The following is a 16,483-nucleotide window of genomic DNA, read 5'->3' as shown; positions in this document are numbered from 1 at the left end:
TAACAAGGGATTAATTCTAAAAATGGTTGTGATAATGTCAACACATGAGTAACCTACTTTCCCTTGTAATAGATAGGTAAAAAAAGAAAGGAAAGTGCACCGAAAATGATTACAATCCCTGTTTGAGTAGTCCATAGAATCCATCCAAATGCAGTTCCTGCTACAAGTGATACATCAAAAAGGAGTAAAAGTTGTGCAATGATTAATGGGAAAGCTCCAAAGCCTCCATTGGTAAACGAAACAGCAAAACTACCTGCAACAAACGACGATATGACAATAGGAAAGCTTAATCCACTTGTGTCTGGTAAGGCATGCATACCAAAGTAGAAAGTCGCGATATAACCTACCCAAATCAACAGTGTATAGAAAAGAAATGATTTCTTATGGGGCATTTTCATGGTGCTACTCAAGCCTTCTCCCAAGCCTCTTAGTTTGTTTTTGATAAGCGTGATTACCTTCCACTTTAAGTGTTTGAAAACAAAATAAATAGTAGCGACTCCTACAAGAGCTAAGATTCCTAAAATAAGTAATTTTTCGAAGGGAACATATTTTGACAGGAAGTCCTTTAGTACTGTAAACTGTAGCGATAACGCGAGTAATACACAGAATAGCAAACAAAATAAGTCAACTATACGTTCTGATACGATACTCCCAAATCCTTTGTCAAAGGGAACTTTCTCGTATTTCTGTAACACTAAAGCACGTGATACTTCTCCTGATCGAGGAACTGTTAAGTTTAATAAGTACCCTATGGATATCGCCATGAAATTGGTTGTCGTAGAGCAGGAATGCCCCATGTATTTCAAAGCAAATTTCCAGCGATAGGCTCGCGCCCAAAGGCTTAAAATAGAAAAGATTGAGGCGATGAAAATGTAGTTGTAATTAGCACCTTTAAAGTACTGTATCATCTCGTCGATCTGCTCAGAGGTAAACTGACGGAAAGCGTAATAAACCAAAAAAACTCCCAACAAAAGTGGGAGTAGTATATTGGCTATTTTGCTTATTTTTTTTTTCAATTTGAGTATTAACCTAATTGATTTGTTTCTTCATTAGGAAAAATAATAGAAGGCTTAAATGTTTTAGCTTCTTCAAAATCCAGGATACCATACGTAATGATAATGATGATATCTCCTTTGTGTACTTTACGCGCAGCAGGTCCATTCAAGCAGATTTCTCCACTGTTTCTTGGTCCTGGAATAGCATAAGTTTCAAAGCGTTCTCCGTTATTGATGTTAACAATAGAAACTTTTTCTCCTTCAATGATGTTAGAGGCTTCCATTAAAACTTCATCAATCGTAATACTACCGATATAATGTAAATCTGCTCCAGTTACTTTTACACGGTGGATTTTTGATTTTACAACTTCAATTTGCATTTTGAGTTTGTTTAATTAAATGATAAATTGTCAATTAAGCGAATACCTTCAATATGTGCAACTAGAAAACCTCTATATTTCTGTCCTTCAGTTTTTTGAATGACAGGTTTTAGAGTTTCTTCACTTGCAATGGTGAAGTATTCGAGTTCAAAGTTAGAATTATTTTTAAATTCACTATCAACAAATTGCTGAACTTTTTCAATACTTTCTGTCGCAAATAGTGTTTTAGCTTGTTTTAACACTTCGTATAAAAAAGTTGCTTTGTGCAAACCGTCATTCGAAATGCGCTCATTGCGTGAACTCATTGCTAAACCATCTTCACCGCGGAAAATTGGCACACCTACAATTGTTACGGGGATGTGTTTTTTTTCTACCAATTTCTTGATGATTAACAATTGTTGAAAATCTTTTTCTCCAAAGTATGCTTTTGTGGGAAGTACTAATTCAAAAAGTTTGCTTACAATAGTACCTACCCCATCAAAGTGTCCTGGGCGTGAAGCTCCTTCCATTTCATTTTCTAATCCGTCAAAATCAAATGATTGAGCTACTGCATTGTCACCGTAGATTTCTTCCACTGAAGGCGCAAATACAACAATTTGTTCAGAAAGAGAGGATATTGTCTCAATATCTCTTTCTAATGTACGCGGGTATTTTGCTAAATCGTCTGCATTGTTGAATTGCGTTGGATTGACAAAAATACTCACTACCGTACAATCATTTTCATTTAATGATTGTGCCATTAATGACAGGTGACCATTGTGAATAGCCCCCATCGTAGGTACCAAACCTATAGCCTTATTTGCATCACGTAATGGTTTTAAATACGCTTGTAAATCGGCTTTTGTACTAAAAAGAAACATCCGCTTCGTGTTTAAAATAATGGCAAAATTAGTTATTTAAGAAATAACTCCATAAAATTTTGTAAATTTGCAACGTTTATTTATTTCACAAAAGAAATTAAAAATCAAGATGAAAGATAAGAGGATATTATACGTATCATCTGAAGTGGTACCGTATTTAGCAGAAAATGAAGTTTCATTAATGTCTTATGACGCTCCAAAGATGATCAACGATCAAGGTGGGCAAATAAGAATTTTTATGCCGAGATATGGTAGTATTAACGAAAGAAGACATCAATTACACGAAGTAATTAGACTATCGGGTATGAACTTGGTAGTGAATGATATGGATATGCCTTTGATTATTAAAGTTGCTTCAATTCCAAAGGAGCGTATCCAAGTGTATTTCATTGATAATGATGAGTACTTTAAGCGCAAGTCTACGTTTACAGATGATGATGGAAAACTTTTTCCAGACAATGATGAAAGGGCAATCTTCTTTACAAAAGGAGTTATAGAGACAGTTAAGAAATTAAATTGGGTACCTGATGTTATTCACGTTCAAGGGTGGATGGCTTCTTTATTACCAGTTTATTTAAAACACTACTACAAAGACGAAACAATCTTTGCAGATACAAAAATTGTTACATCTGTATTTGAAAAAGGGTTTGAAGGTGACTTGAGCAACAATATGAAAGCAAAAGTTGCGTTTGATGAGTTACCAGAGGAAGTGATTTCTGAATTTGGTGAATCTACTTACGATAATATTATGAAGAATGCGATTAACCATTCAGATGGTGTAATCATCGCTTCAGAGAATGTAGATTCAAATTTAACAAAATATATAGAATCTATTGAAAAACCTTTTTTACCTTACGTCGGTAAAGATCAATTTGCAGAGGCTTATTCAGAGTTTTACAAGAAATTCTTTTAAGATAAACTAATTAAAAAATTCTGTTATTAATACATGAATCAGAAAAATATCATCAAAGGGTTATTCCTTTCGTTAGGTTTAATTACACTACAGGCTTGTGACAGCGATTTTACAGAGACTGGCGCAGACATTATTGGAGGTGGAGAATACCAAGTAGAGTCATATATCGTAGAAGATATTAAGGCATATAACCAACCTTATGGACCAACAGATGCTTCAAGATTACCTGAGGTTTCGATAGGTTCTTATGATGATGGTATTTTTGGAGTTAAATCTAAAAGTATTGCTCTAAACTTTGCTACTCCAAGTATCTTGAACGAGATTGACAATACAATCCAGGTGGATTCAGCTTATATCTATTTGCCTTATTACAATACGGAAGTAGAAAAAGTGGAGAACGATGTTACTTCTTATAAGTTGAAAAGTAGATACGGGAATGGAATATTTAAGTTGGAAGTTTTTCAACATGATTACCTAATGACTAATGATGATCCATTAGGAGGAGGTAGAAAATACTTTAGCAATCAAAGTAAACTTTTTGAAAATACGCCTAATGGCCTTTCAAGTGTTTTGAATGAGAACACAACGGTTCTTGTGGACAATAGAGGTATTGTGTTGTATAAGAAAGACAAGGATGGCAATGATCAGGTAGATGATAATGGAAAGAGAATAGTAAAAGAGGTATTACCTGCAGGAATGTGGATAAACTTGGATAAAGCACACTTTCAAAGCAAGTTAGCTGATATTGCAAGTGCTGATGAATTTCAGAATAAATTTAGAGGATTATACCTAAAAGCTTCTTCTATGGGAAGTGGAGAGGGAACAATTCTACTTGTGAACCCAGCTCAAGGATATTTGAGAGTAGCTTATACGCAAGAGGAGAAAAAGAAGAATGAAGATGGTACTGAAACGACTAATAGAATTCGTCGTGAGGTAAAATTACCTTTGTTAACTTATGCAAATCCAAGTGTTGCTAATTTAGCTGTTTCGAAAAATATTTTAGTGAATTTAGAAGAAAATGATACTAAGGTAGAAGATGTGTATGAAAGTGCACCAAATAAAGAATTAGGTGATGACAAGTTGTTTGTAACTGGAGGAGGAGAAGGTAGTATTGCTGTTATCGAGTTGTTCAAAGAAAACGATTTTGCTGAGTTAAAAGCTTTAAGAGAACAAAATGTCTTAATTAATGACGCTTTCTTAACGGTATATACTGATGAGGCATCTATGGCCGGTCAAATTAATCCAGAAAGATTGTATTTATACAATTTTGATAGCACTTCTAACATTCCTGATTTTATTGCAGATGCTGCTACATCAAAACCTATTTATGGTGGGGCCTTTGAAAAAGGAGGTGAGGATTCTAAAAAAGCTAAGAATTCTTATACATTTAGAATAAAAGACCACATTCAGAATTTAATTAAATCGAAAACATTAGTGAGTCCAAAATTGGCCATTAGTGCATCAAATAGTTTTACTTCCACAATTGGTCAAATCAATTATAAAGATTTGTACACTGGTGGAGAGGATGGTGATTCGAAAGTAATAGAGAATACACCGAAGAATATAACGCAAATGCCTTCTATTACAATTACAACTCCTATTGGAACTGTAATTAATGGTACAACAGGTGCTGCGGGAGTGAAAAAAATGAAATTAGAAATTTTCTATACAAAAACTGTTAAATAACATTATAGCAATTACTAAGTATGTGTGGAATCGTAGGTTATATTGGGCATAGAGATGCTTATCCAGTGATTATAAAAGGGTTGTCAAGATTAGAGTACAGAGGATATGACAGTGCAGGTCTTGCAATTTTTGATGGCGAACAAATCAATTTGTGTAAAACAAAAGGAAAGGTAGCGGACTTAGTAGAGAAGAGTGATGAAGCTATAAAAAAAGGTACAATAGGAATTGGACATACACGTTGGGCTACACACGGGGTTCCAAATGATGTTAATTCACATCCTCATTTTTCGAACTCTGGTGAATTAGTAATTATTCACAATGGAATTATAGAGAATTACGATACTCTAAAACAAGAGTTGATTAAGAGAGGTTATGTTTTTCATTCAGATACAGATACTGAGGTATTAGTAAACCTGATAGAAGATGTACAAAAGACACAAGGTGTAAAATTAGGTAAGGCTGTTCAGATTGCATTGAACCAAGTTGTTGGAGCTTATGCAATTGCAGTTATGGATATTAAAAAGCCAGATGAAATAGTGGCGGCTCGTTTGGGAAGCCCATTGGCAATTGGTATTGGTGATAATGAGTATTTTATTACTTCTGATGCATCACCATTTATTGAGTACACTAATAACGCCATCTATTTAGAAGATGAAGAAATGGCTGTTATTCGCTTGCACAAACCATTGCGTATCCGCAAGATTAAAGATGACTCTTTAGTGGATCATTATGCACAAGAGTTACAATTGAATTTAGAGCAAATTGAGAAAAATGGTTATGACCATTTTATGCTTAAGGAAATATATGAACAACCAGAGGTTATCAAGGATACATTCAGAGGACGTTTGTTAGCGGATCAAGGGATTATCAGAATGGCTGGTATCGAGGACAATATAGATAAGTTCTTGAATGCAAAGCGAATCATTATTGCTGCTTGTGGTACTTCATGGCATGCTGCTTTAGTAGCAGAATATGTTATTGAGGAGTTTGCAAGGATTCCGGTAGAGGTTGAATACGCTTCAGAATTTAGATATAGAAATCCAATTATCGATAGTGGTGATGTTATTATCGCTATATCTCAATCAGGAGAAACAGCGGATACGTTGGCAGCTATTAAATTGGCTAAGTCAAAAGGAGCATTTGTATTTGGTGTTTGTAACGTGGTTGGGTCATCTATTTCGAGAGAGACACACGCAGGAGCATACACGCATGCAGGGCCAGAGATTGGTGTTGCATCTACAAAAGCATTTACAACACAGATTACAGTGTTGACTTTAATAGCATTGAGATTGGCTAAGGCAAAAGGAACTTTAGCAAATTCTGAATATTTAAAATACCTACACGAATTAGAATTAATTCCAGAACGTGTAGAAGAAGCATTGACAAAGAATGAGGAGATATTAAAGATTTCTGAAGTCTATAAAGATGCTACAAACTGTTTGTATTTAGGTAGAGGGTATAATTACCCAGTTGCCTTAGAAGGAGCCCTTAAATTAAAGGAAATCTCTTACATACATGCAGAAGGATATCCAGCTGCAGAGATGAAGCATGGGCCTATTGCTTTAATTGATGAACACATGCCTGTTATCGTGATTGCTCCAGAGCAAGAGCACTATGACAAGGTAGTTAGTAATATTCAAGAAATTAAAGCGAGAAATGGTAAAATAATCGCAATTGTTACTAAGGGTGATAAGCAAGTTCGTGAATTAGCGGACCACGTTATCGAAGTTCCTGGAATATCAGAATCTTTAACGCCGATTATCACGACAATTCCATTACAATTGTTATCATATCACATTGCAGTTTTAAGGAACTGTAACGTTGACCAGCCTCGTAATTTAGCGAAGTCGGTGACGGTAGAGTAATAGAAAAAATGCGTTCCTATTGTAGGTTCGCATTTTTTATTTAAAATAAAAATTCAATCATTTTAATTTTCAGAGAAAAAAACTATCTTTGCACTCTGAAAAACAAGAATTTTTCAATAAACGTAAATAGCTGTTAAATAAATACATAAGCAATGTCTAAAGTTACAGGAAAAGTTGCGCAAGTTATCGGACCAGTAGTTGATGTGGTTTTCAACACTGAGAATGCCGAACTTCCAAGAATTTATGATTCGTTAGAAATCACTAAACCAGATGGTTCTAAATTAGTACTTGAAGTACAATCACACATTGGAGAAGATACAGTTCGTACAATTTCAATGGACTCAACAGACGGGTTAAGTAGAGGTTACGCAGTAGCTGCTACAGGATCTCCTATCCAAGTTCCAGTTGGTAAAGAGGTATTTGGTAGATTGTTTAATGTAGTGGGAGACGCTATTGATGGTCTTGGTAATTTACCTAAAGAAGGTGCAAATGGATTGCCAATTCACCGTCCAGCTCCAAAATTTGAAGATTTATCTACTTCAACTGAAGTATTATTCACTGGTATTAAAGTAATCGACTTAATTGAGCCTTATTCAAAAGGAGGTAAAATTGGATTATTCGGTGGTGCTGGAGTTGGAAAAACAGTATTGATTCAAGAGTTAATTAACAATATCGCTAAAGGACACGGTGGACTTTCTGTATTTGCAGGAGTTGGTGAGCGTACTCGTGAGGGTAATGACTTATTACGTGAGATGTTAGAGTCAGGTATTATTAAGTATGGTGAAGATTTCATGCATTCTATGGAGAATGGAGGATGGGATTTAACTAAAGTTGATAGACCTGGAATGAAAGATTCAAAAGCAACTTTCGTTTTCGGTCAGATGAATGAGCCACCAGGAGCACGTGCACGTGTTGCATTATCTGGGTTAACTATCGCTGAGTACTTCCGTGATGGAGCAGGTGATGACCAAGGAAAAGACGTATTATTCTTCGTTGATAATATCTTCCGTTTTACACAAGCAGGTTCTGAGGTATCAGCGTTATTAGGACGTATGCCTTCTGCAGTAGGTTACCAACCTACATTAGCAACTGAAATGGGTGCGATGCAAGAGCGTATTACTTCTACTAAGAAAGGATCTATTACTTCTGTACAGGCGGTTTACGTTCCTGCGGATGACTTAACTGACCCGGCACCAGCAACAACGTTTGCTCACTTAGATGCTACTACAGTATTGTCACGTAAAATTGCTGAGTTAGGTATTTATCCTGCAGTAGATCCATTAGATTCTACTTCACGTATCTTAACTCCAGAAATTTTAGGTAAAGATCACTATGCTTGTGCGCAAAGAGTAAAAGAAATCTTACAAAAATATAAACAACTTCAAGATATCATCGCTATCTTAGGTATGGAAGAATTATCGGAAGACGATAAATTAGCTGTACACAGAGCTCGTCGTGTTCAACGTTTCTTATCTCAACCATTCCACGTAGCTGAACAATTTACAGGTATCCCAGGAGTATTAGTTGATATTAAAGATACAATCAAAGGATTTAATATGATTATTGATGGTGAATTAGATCATTTACCAGAGGCAGCATTCAACTTAAAAGGTTCTATCCAAGAAGCTATCGAAGCTGGAGAGAAAATGCTTGCTGAAATTAAATAATCACTTAAAAACAAATCATTATGAAATTAGAAATAGTATCACCTGAAGCTACCTTATTCTCTGGAGAAGTTACTTCTGTATCAGTACCAGGAGTTAAAGGTGAGTTTCAAATGCTAAATAACCACGCGCCAATTGTGTCAATCTTGACTAAGGGTGATGTGAAGTTTACAGGAACTAACATTTCTATTGAAGATGCATTTATTTCTAAATTCCAAAAAGTAAGTAATGATACGTATCACTTACCTATTAATCTTGGAACTATTGAACTAAGTGACAACAAGATTATAATCTTAGCTAACTAATTGTTAGTTTTCAAAATAAATAAAAGACCTACTCATTGAGTAGGTCTTTTTTGTTTATAGTAGGTTTGCTTTTATTCTAAGACATAAGTTTTTTAATAGATAATGGCCAGTTAACTATTGCCAAATTGTTTAGACGTGTCCTTTGTCATTCCCTGTTTACACCTGCACATACGATTAATCATAGTAGGTGTTTGGCTTATTTTAGGTTTCAGTTTATCCACTTCGTTAGAGGTTGTTCCCTTGCTTGTTTAGTGTGATTTTCTTTTTATTATGCATTAAAGTAGTTTTTCTTAAAATATCGTGCGAGGCTATAATTGTATTGTTGCTAGGTTTTGAGTCTTATAAATTGGTGGTAAATTAGTTCAAGTTTGAGTATTAATATTGTAAATTTGAATGACTAGATATTAATTTTTTATAGAATAATGGCAAAAGTAAAGACGGCTTTTTTCTGTCAGAGTTGTGGTACACAATACGCTAAATGGCAAGGACAATGCAATGCTTGTAAAGAGTGGAATACGTTAGTAGAAGAGGTAATCCAAAAAGAAGAAAAGACAGCGTGGAAAGCAGTAAGTAGTTCTCCTAATACCATGAAGAAGGTAGCAAAGCCTCTAAAGGTACGAGAGATTGACAGTACAGAGGAGATTCGTATGAATACGATGGATGGGGAGCTTAATCGTGTTTTAGGAGGTGGACTGGTACCTGGTTCTATGGTACTTTTAGGTGGTGAGCCTGGGATAGGAAAAAGTACATTATTATTACAGATATCTTTGCGTTTACCTTTTAAAACTCTTTATGTATCAGGAGAGGAGAGTCAGAAACAGATAAAGATGAGAGCAGAGCGTATTAATCCTGCTAATGACAACTGTTATATCCTCACAGAAACGAATACACAGAACATCTTTCGTCAAATAGAGGAGATACAGCCTGATGTATTAATCATTGACTCTATTCAAACTTTGCATACAGAATATATTGAATCTTCTGCTGGGACAGTGTCTCAGATCAAAGAGTGTACAGCAGAGCTAACCAAATTTGCTAAAGAAACTGGAACTCCAGTGTTGATCATTGGACATATAACAAAGGATGGAAGTATAGCAGGGCCTAAAATGCTTGAGCATATGGTAGATACCGTATTGCAGTTTGAAGGGGATAGAAATCACGTGTATCGAATACTAAGAGCACATAAAAATCGTTTTGGTTCTACAGCAGAACTTGGTATTTATGAGATGCAAGGAAGTGGTCTTAGAGAGGTGTCTAACCCGTCTGAAATACTAATATCGCATAAGGAAGAAGAATTATCAGGTACAGCTATTGCGGCAACATTAGAGGGAATGAGACCTTTGATGGTAGAGGTGCAGGCTTTAGTGAGTACAGCTGTATATGGTACTCCACAGCGTAGTGCTACGGGATATAATCTGAAACGACTGAATATGATCCTTGCCGTATTAGAGAAAAGAGCTGGATTTAGATTAGGGCAGAAAGACGTATTCTTAAATATCACAGGTGGAATTACAGTAGATGATCCAGCTATTGACTTAGGAGTAGTAGCGGCAATATTATCATCTGATCAAGATGTATCGATAGGTAAAGATTTTACATTTGCAGGGGAAGTGGGGTTATCTGGTGAGATAAGACCTGTAAATAGAGTAGATCAACGCATACAAGAAGCAGAGAAGCTTGGTTTCTCTACTATTTTTGTTTCAAAATATAATAAGATTAGTCATACAGGAAGAGGAATTAAGGTTGTTCTAGTGACTAAGATTGAAGATGTAGTCGAATACCTCTTCGGATAACTTAAAATTGAATACTATGAAAAAGAACTTAACGATTGTTGCATTAGCTTTGACTACGGTTATGACATGGGCACAGAAGCCTGTATTTACTCCTGCTAAGCTAGAGAGTGCTCGAGTGTACTTTAACAGTGCAGAATTAACGCATAAGGCTAAAGTGAAGCTGCCTAAGGGAACTTCAGAAGTGGTGATCACTAATGTAGCTGATTATCTAAACGAGTCTACTATACAGATCGGATCTATATCTGAGGTTACAGTAATGGCTATACAGTATAGTAATCGCTATGTAGAAGAATATGATAGTGCAGTAGACTCTCCATTGTTGAAGCCTGTAAGGGATAGTATTAAATTAGTTCAAACTGAATTAAAGAAAGTGAATAATGCTATTGATGTAGAAAGTAGAACAATTGATTTATTAGACTCTAATCAGAAAGTAGGTGGAGAACAAGGAACAACTACTGCAGAAGTGATGAAGATGGTAGACTATTATAAAACAAAGAGACTACAGCTGAGTACAGAGTTAGATAAGTTAAACGAGAAGAAGGAAGACCTTAATACTCGACTAACCAATTTACAAGATAAGCTTGCTTTTAACGAAGGCAAAAGTGAGAAATCTAGCAAGGGTAAACTGATTATACAAGTAATGAATGACAGAGAGGGTGAAGTGCCTTTTCAGATTAAGTATTTAACGAATGCTGCGTCATGGAAGCCTTTTTATGACCTAAGAGTAGAGAAGATTAACTCTCCTGTGAAGGTCGTGTATAAAGCGGATGTAAAGCAGAGTTCTGGTATTGATTGGAGAGGTGTGAATCTTAGTTTGACAAGTGGTGTAGCGAATCAGAGTAATGTTATCCCTACTTGGAGAACGTGGTTCCTTGATTATAATACTTATGTAACGACTTCTGCATATAATAGAAATGCAAATAAAAAATTAAATGTAATGGCAGATATGTCTGCTAAAATGAGTTATGAAACAGAGTCATCTTCTATGCTAAAGGATGCTGTTGTATATGAAGAGAGTACAATGAGTACTTTTACCCAAGTCAATGAATCACAGTTAAACGTATCATTTGATATAAATATTCCATACACGGTGATGTCTAATAATAAGTCACATAGTGTTACACTTAACGACTTTTCTATTCCTGCGGAGTATAAATATTATGTAGCTCCTAAGCTTGACCTAAATGCTTATTTAGTAGCAACGATTAAGGATTATGGTAATTATAACTTATTAACAGGGGAGGCAAACGTAATCTTTGATGGTGTATATGTTGGTAAGACAACCTTGAACCCTGCAAACACAGAAGAGGAAATGAAACTAAACATGGGTAAAGACCCTAAAGTAGCAGTTACTCGTATCTTATTAAAAGATAAATCAGGTACTAAGATGTTATCTTCTAAAAAGTCTCAAAACTTCGTATACGATATTACTGTCCGCAACAACAAAGCTGAGCAGATCAATATACAAGTAGAAGATCAATATCCTATCAGTTCTAATAAAGACATAGAAGTAGAATTAACAGAGACTTCATCAGGAAAGCTTAATGAAGAGAAAGGGCTTGTGAAGTGGGATCTTAGATTGAAAGGAAATGAAAGTAAGTCTGTTCGCTTTGGTTATCAAGTGCGATCAGATAAGAATCAAATATTAGACCTGAAATAGGTTTATAGGATAGTAAGTACTTTATAGAAAAAGCGAAACAAACTCTGTTTCGCTTTTTCTATAAAAAGACAGTCCTTTTTACTCATTCTGTCAATGGAGTAGTTAGAGCAATCATTTTTTAATCTACATTTGTATATGTAAAATGTTAACAAGTATGAAAAAAATTTTATTAACTGCAGCGGTTGTCTTTTTGGGTATGACAACAGCTCAAGCTCAATTTGGTAAATTGGGTGGTAAGAAAGTAGAAGCTTTAACTACAGCTGTATCAGCTTTTACAGTGTCTGATGCAGAGATTCAACAATCGGCAAGAGAAGCTGTAAAATGGATGGATGAGAACAATCCTGTTTGTGAGTTAAACTCTAAGCAAAAAGATATGCGTGAATATGCTGAACGTCTTGAGCGCATCTTCGGTCCTTATAAAAATTATGATGGATTAGACTTAAACTACAAAGTGTATTACGTTACAGACATTAACGCATTTGCTTGTGCAGATGGGAGTGTACGTGTTTTTTCTTCTTTAATGGACATCATGACTGATGATGAATTATTGGGTATCATTGGTCACGAAATTGGTCACGTGAAATTAGAGCATACTAAAAATGCTTATAAACAAATCCTTTTAACAGAAGCAGCAGCTAAATACGTTGGATCTACGAAGGGAACTGTTGCTGATTTGATGAATTCGGATTTAGGAGGAATGTCTCAAAAATTAATGGGAGCATCTTTCTCGAGAAAGCAAGAAACGGATTCGGATGATTATTCTTATAAATTCTTAGTTTCTAATGGAAAGAACCCACAAGCATTAGCAGATGGTTTTCAGAAATTTGTAGATATGGAAAAAGAGTATGGCGCTGATAAATCTTTAGGAGCAAAAATGTCTTCAAGTCACCCTGATAGTGAGAAACGCGTAAAACGTGTAGAAGATAAAATTAAGAAAGAGGCTAAGAAGTAGTCTAACAGAGTTTTATAATAAAGAAGAGTCGCTCCTATTGGAGTGACTCTTTTTGTTTTATCAGTATTTTGCAGAAGTTAAACTATCTCTTGAGCATCATTTTCAGCATATTTCTCTCATTGATACAGATCACTATACCAAAAATTATAATTGTCCCTATTCCAATAAAATAGTTTTCTCTGAAACAATAGAAATAGATAAATGACAATAATATAGATAATCCCATATATCCCGTAATAGCTTTTTTATCATAAGGGATAGGGTAGTGTTTTTGTCCAAGTACATACGATATGAGCATCATAGATCCATACGCAATTAGCGTGGCAATAGCTGAACCCATATAGCCCCATATTGGAATAAGCAAATAATTAAATACTAAGGTGAGTATCGCTCCTAAAATAGAAATATAAGCACCTACCATTGTCTTATCTCTAAGTTTGTACCAAACGGATAGATTTGTGTATATTCCCATACACAAGTTAGCTAAAATGATGAGTGGCACTACGATCATCGCATCCCAATAAGATTCATTGCGTATGAATAGTACTTTTAAAATATCTGAAAAGACTATGACTCCTAACATAATAGCACTTCCAAAAATTGTAAAGTATTTTGTAATCGTTGCGTACTTCGTTGGAGCGTCATCGTTCTTTGCATAGTTAAAGAAGAATGGTTCAATTCCCAAAGTATAAGCTTGTCTGAATAGCACCATGAATAAGCCTAATTTATAACAAGCAGCATATTTTCCTACTTCTGATAATGCAATATCCGCTGGGAGTAGGCGCTCAAGTAATATCTTGTCAAAGCTTTCGTTAATTGCAAAAGCAAGTCCACCAATCATTATTGGGAAACTGTATTTGAGCATCTCTTGTATTAGAGATTTGTCTATGCGCAGTTTGATATTCAGGTAATCTTTGTAAAAAACTAAGAACGTAAATAAACTTGCTGTAAGATTGGCTATAAAAATATAAGATACTTGGTAATCCTCAATATAAATAGACTGGAAGACACTATTTGGATACTTTGTACTAAGCAAAGGCAGTAAGTATAGGAAGAATACATTTAAAAAAGTATAAATACAGACATTTGCTATTCTTATGATGCTATAAAAGACAGGTCGCTGATCTGCTCTTAACTTGGCAAATGGGACAATTACTAATGCATCTAAGATTAGAATACCCAAAACATACTGTAAGATGTCAATAGGGATATTTAGAAGGGCTACCCAATAATCTATAGTTAATAAGCCTATACATGCAAAGACTAATGTCGTACAGGTCAAGAATAATAAACTATTGTTTACTACTTCTTGCTTGTTCTCTTTCTTATTGTAGAATCTAAAAAAAGCAGTTTCCATTCCAAATGAGAGAATCACATTTAAGAACATCATAATAGAAAAAATGACACTGTATTGCCCATAAGCATCATTTTTCATTAAATCTGTGTGAAAAGGAACAAGGAAGAATCCTATTACTTTTGGAAAAACAGCTGCTAAACCATAAATAGCAGTTTGTTTAAATATCTTTTTATATATACTCACGTGTTATTCTTTTGTATTCACTTTGCAGTTGGAGGGGCAAATTTATTGATCTTCGTCTTCTAATTCTTGAATATTAATTTTAAAGTATGGCGCAATGTCCTCTTTTAAGAAAACAATTTCGTCTTTTTCATCCGTAAAGGGAAAATTAGAAGGATTTACATAAGTCATGATTACACTGTCGTCTTTGATAAAGAGATCTTCAGGGTACTCAACTATTCCTTTACTATCTTTTAAATCGTTTATATAAGCTATTTTCGAACTTAATAGTCTTGAAATACTCTCCCAGTCCTTGTATAAATCTTTTTGATTGAGAAGTACTCCCTGTTTCATATCAAAGATTAAACTCTTTTTTCCCTTATACCCATGTGCCCCACCGGCAAACGTATAGTATTCTATTTTAATAGAGAGAATATCGTTGTTTAAAAATGTTTTATCAGCTTTTACTTTTGCTTTCCAAGGTAAGTTATCATCTGGAAACTTTTGCGAAAAGTCTTTGTAAGCCTCAATAAAAGATTCAGTTAAATCGATGTAAGAAGTAGTTTGTGTTAAATCACTTTCAAACGAAACGAGTTCAGTGATTTCCTCTAAAATTACTTTGTTTATATTATCGTAGATCAAGTTTTCGTGAGCTGTGATTATAGGAACTTTTATTGTAACTTCTGTGTTTCCTTCCTCATTTGTATAGCTTGCTTCAAATTCCTCATCTTCAAAAGAAATTGGCAAGGATTCGGTTGTTTTGTCTGTACAGCTTATGGCAATTAAGCTCAAGAAAAGAATGCAAAATAGTTTTTTCATAGTTTCATTTTTTACAAAGCTATATAATATAGTAGAATAGTGCTTTATATTTTCTTAAATATACTTAATCGCACGCATTTTATTGCAAAAAAGTTTATTATATCATTTGTGGTTTAAGTATGCTTTCCTCATGGAGGTATAGTATTTTTAGCTAAGGAAGTGTTTTGTGTAGTTTATTAAAAAAGAAGAAGTAGCAACTCAGGTATATGTAGCGTATATTTGGAGAGTGCTTTTTCAGAGCCAAAGAAGGAGAGGGAATTTAAAGAATAATTTGTATGTTAGTCAAAACAAAGGCTATTGTACTAAGTGCAATAAAATATCAAGAGAAAAGCTTAATAGTCAAATGTCTAACGAGAGAAGTGGGGGTACAAACTTTTTTTGTTAGAAATGCTTTTGCAAAAGGGAAAAACGCACAAAAGAACGCTTACTTTCAGCCCTTGATGAATCTTGAGGTAGAGTTTACTTTTAAGAATAAAGGGGCTATGGAATATTTAAAAGAAATAAGAGTAAGTCATATTTATCAAGATATGTACTATGATTTCTCAAAGAATAGTATAGCCATTTTTGTGGGTGAGGTTTTGCATCATATAGTGAGTGAACAGGAGAGAGATGAACATTTTTTTGATTTTGTTGAGACTGCTTTGATGTGGCTTGATACACACGATGAAACTCAAAATTTTCACTTGATTCTCTTAAAAGAACTGACAAAGTATTTTGGTTTTTACCCTGATGACACCTTTTTAGATTGTTTTTACTTTAATTGGGTAGAGGGTGTATTCTGTATGGAATACGATTCCCGTTGTTTTGATGCTGAGGAAACAATAGTATTTAAACGACTGTTAAGCTTAGGCTTTGAAGATGATCAAAAGGTTTTCACAGGACGAGATAGAAAATTATTATTAGAGTTGATGATGCGTTATTTTGAAGAGCATTTGAGTTCATTTAAGAAGCCAAAATCACTTGAAATATTAAAGGAAGTATTTAGCAATTAGTATTTTTAATCTTTTTCCAACCAATTAATTAGGTTGTATTTAAAGGAAAATGCTTAAATTCGCGCAATTGATAAAAAATAGTA

The 16,483-nt window shown here is 34.6% G+C and carries 14 protein-coding genes; 9 read left to right on the top strand and 5 right to left on the bottom strand.

Features of this window, described 5'->3' with window-relative positions; genetic code table 11:
- Positions 1-53 precede the first annotated feature (53 nt).
- Genes NWE55_RS06795 through panC form a run of 3 tightly spaced genes read right to left on the bottom strand, consistent with a single transcriptional unit; the run spans position 54 to position 2,235 of the window.
- Entirely contained in the window at positions 54-1,016 is a 963-nt protein-coding gene (locus tag NWE55_RS06795; protein ID WP_155090690.1) for a lysylphosphatidylglycerol synthase transmembrane domain-containing protein, read from the bottom strand.
- 8 nt (positions 1,017-1,024) lie between these two features.
- Complete coding sequence (gene panD, locus NWE55_RS06790) at positions 1,025-1,375, bottom strand: aspartate 1-decarboxylase (protein ID WP_155090691.1); 351 nt, start codon at positions 1,373-1,375, stop codon at positions 1,025-1,027.
- Between the two features lie 11 nt (positions 1,376-1,386).
- Positions 1,387-2,235: a pantoate--beta-alanine ligase gene (panC, locus tag NWE55_RS06785; protein ID WP_155090692.1), complete on the bottom strand. Its 849-nt coding sequence runs from the start codon at positions 2,233-2,235 to the stop codon at positions 1,387-1,389.
- Positions 2,236-2,344: 109 nt separating this feature from the next.
- On the opposite strand from panC, the gene NWE55_RS06780 reads away from it, so the two are divergent.
- The 8 genes from NWE55_RS06780 (at position 2,345) to NWE55_RS06745 (ending at position 13,073) form a co-directional block, all read left to right on the top strand.
- Complete coding sequence (locus NWE55_RS06780) at positions 2,345-3,148, top strand: glycogen/starch synthase (protein ID WP_155090693.1); 804 nt, start codon at positions 2,345-2,347, stop codon at positions 3,146-3,148.
- Between the two features lie 33 nt (positions 3,149-3,181).
- Positions 3,182-4,834 (top strand): DUF4270 family protein, encoded by a 1,653-nt coding sequence (locus NWE55_RS06775; RefSeq protein WP_258204672.1) that lies wholly within the window; start codon positions 3,182-3,184, stop codon positions 4,832-4,834.
- Between the two features lie 20 nt (positions 4,835-4,854).
- Positions 4,855-6,699, top strand: a complete 1,845-nt coding sequence (gene glmS, locus NWE55_RS06770) for a glutamine--fructose-6-phosphate transaminase (isomerizing) (protein ID WP_155090695.1) — start codon at positions 4,855-4,857, stop codon at positions 6,697-6,699.
- Between the two features lie 152 nt (positions 6,700-6,851).
- On the top strand, positions 6,852-8,366 hold the full coding sequence (atpD, locus tag NWE55_RS06765; RefSeq protein ID WP_155090696.1) for a F0F1 ATP synthase subunit beta: 1,515 nt from the start codon (positions 6,852-6,854) through the stop codon (positions 8,364-8,366).
- A gap of 20 nt (positions 8,367-8,386) precedes the next feature.
- A complete protein-coding gene (locus NWE55_RS06760) occupies positions 8,387-8,668 on the top strand; it encodes a F0F1 ATP synthase subunit delta/epsilon (RefSeq protein WP_155090697.1) in 282 nt (93 codons plus the stop codon).
- A gap of 422 nt (positions 8,669-9,090) precedes the next feature.
- Positions 9,091-10,461 (top strand): DNA repair protein RadA, encoded by a 1,371-nt coding sequence (gene radA / locus NWE55_RS06755; protein ID WP_155090698.1) that lies wholly within the window; start codon positions 9,091-9,093, stop codon positions 10,459-10,461.
- 16 nt (positions 10,462-10,477) lie between these two features.
- The gene (locus NWE55_RS06750) at positions 10,478-12,121 is read left to right on the top strand and encodes a DUF4139 domain-containing protein (RefSeq protein ID WP_155090699.1); all 1,644 of its coding nucleotides are present in this window, start codon (positions 10,478-10,480) and stop codon (positions 12,119-12,121) included.
- A 154-nt stretch (positions 12,122-12,275) separates the two neighbouring features.
- Entirely contained in the window at positions 12,276-13,073 is a 798-nt protein-coding gene (locus NWE55_RS06745) for a M48 family metallopeptidase (RefSeq protein ID WP_155090700.1), read from the top strand.
- An 82-nt stretch (positions 13,074-13,155) separates the two neighbouring features.
- Here NWE55_RS06745 and NWE55_RS06740 read toward each other — a convergent pair whose 3' ends face one another.
- On the bottom strand, positions 13,156-14,613 hold the full coding sequence (locus NWE55_RS06740; RefSeq protein WP_160339052.1) for a lipopolysaccharide biosynthesis protein: 1,458 nt from the start codon (positions 14,611-14,613) through the stop codon (positions 13,156-13,158).
- A gap of 42 nt (positions 14,614-14,655) precedes the next feature.
- Positions 14,656-15,408 carry a PdaC/SigV domain-containing protein gene (locus NWE55_RS06735; RefSeq protein WP_258204671.1) on the bottom strand — a complete coding sequence of 251 codons (753 nt, stop codon included), beginning with the start codon at positions 15,406-15,408 and terminating at the stop codon, positions 14,656-14,658.
- A gap of 275 nt (positions 15,409-15,683) precedes the next feature.
- Between NWE55_RS06735 and recO the strand changes: the two genes are divergently transcribed.
- Positions 15,684-16,400 carry a DNA repair protein RecO gene (gene recO / locus NWE55_RS06730; RefSeq protein ID WP_155090702.1) on the top strand — a complete coding sequence of 239 codons (717 nt, stop codon included), beginning with the start codon at positions 15,684-15,686 and terminating at the stop codon, positions 16,398-16,400.
- Positions 16,401-16,483: the final 83 nt, after the last annotated feature.

The sequence above is a fragment of the Myroides albus genome, assembly GCF_024722315.1.
Taxonomy (GTDB): domain Bacteria; phylum Bacteroidota; class Bacteroidia; order Flavobacteriales; family Flavobacteriaceae; genus Flavobacterium; species Flavobacterium album_A.
The sequence above is the reverse complement of the archived record's forward strand: the minus strand, read 5'-3'. Positions and strand labels throughout refer to the sequence as shown.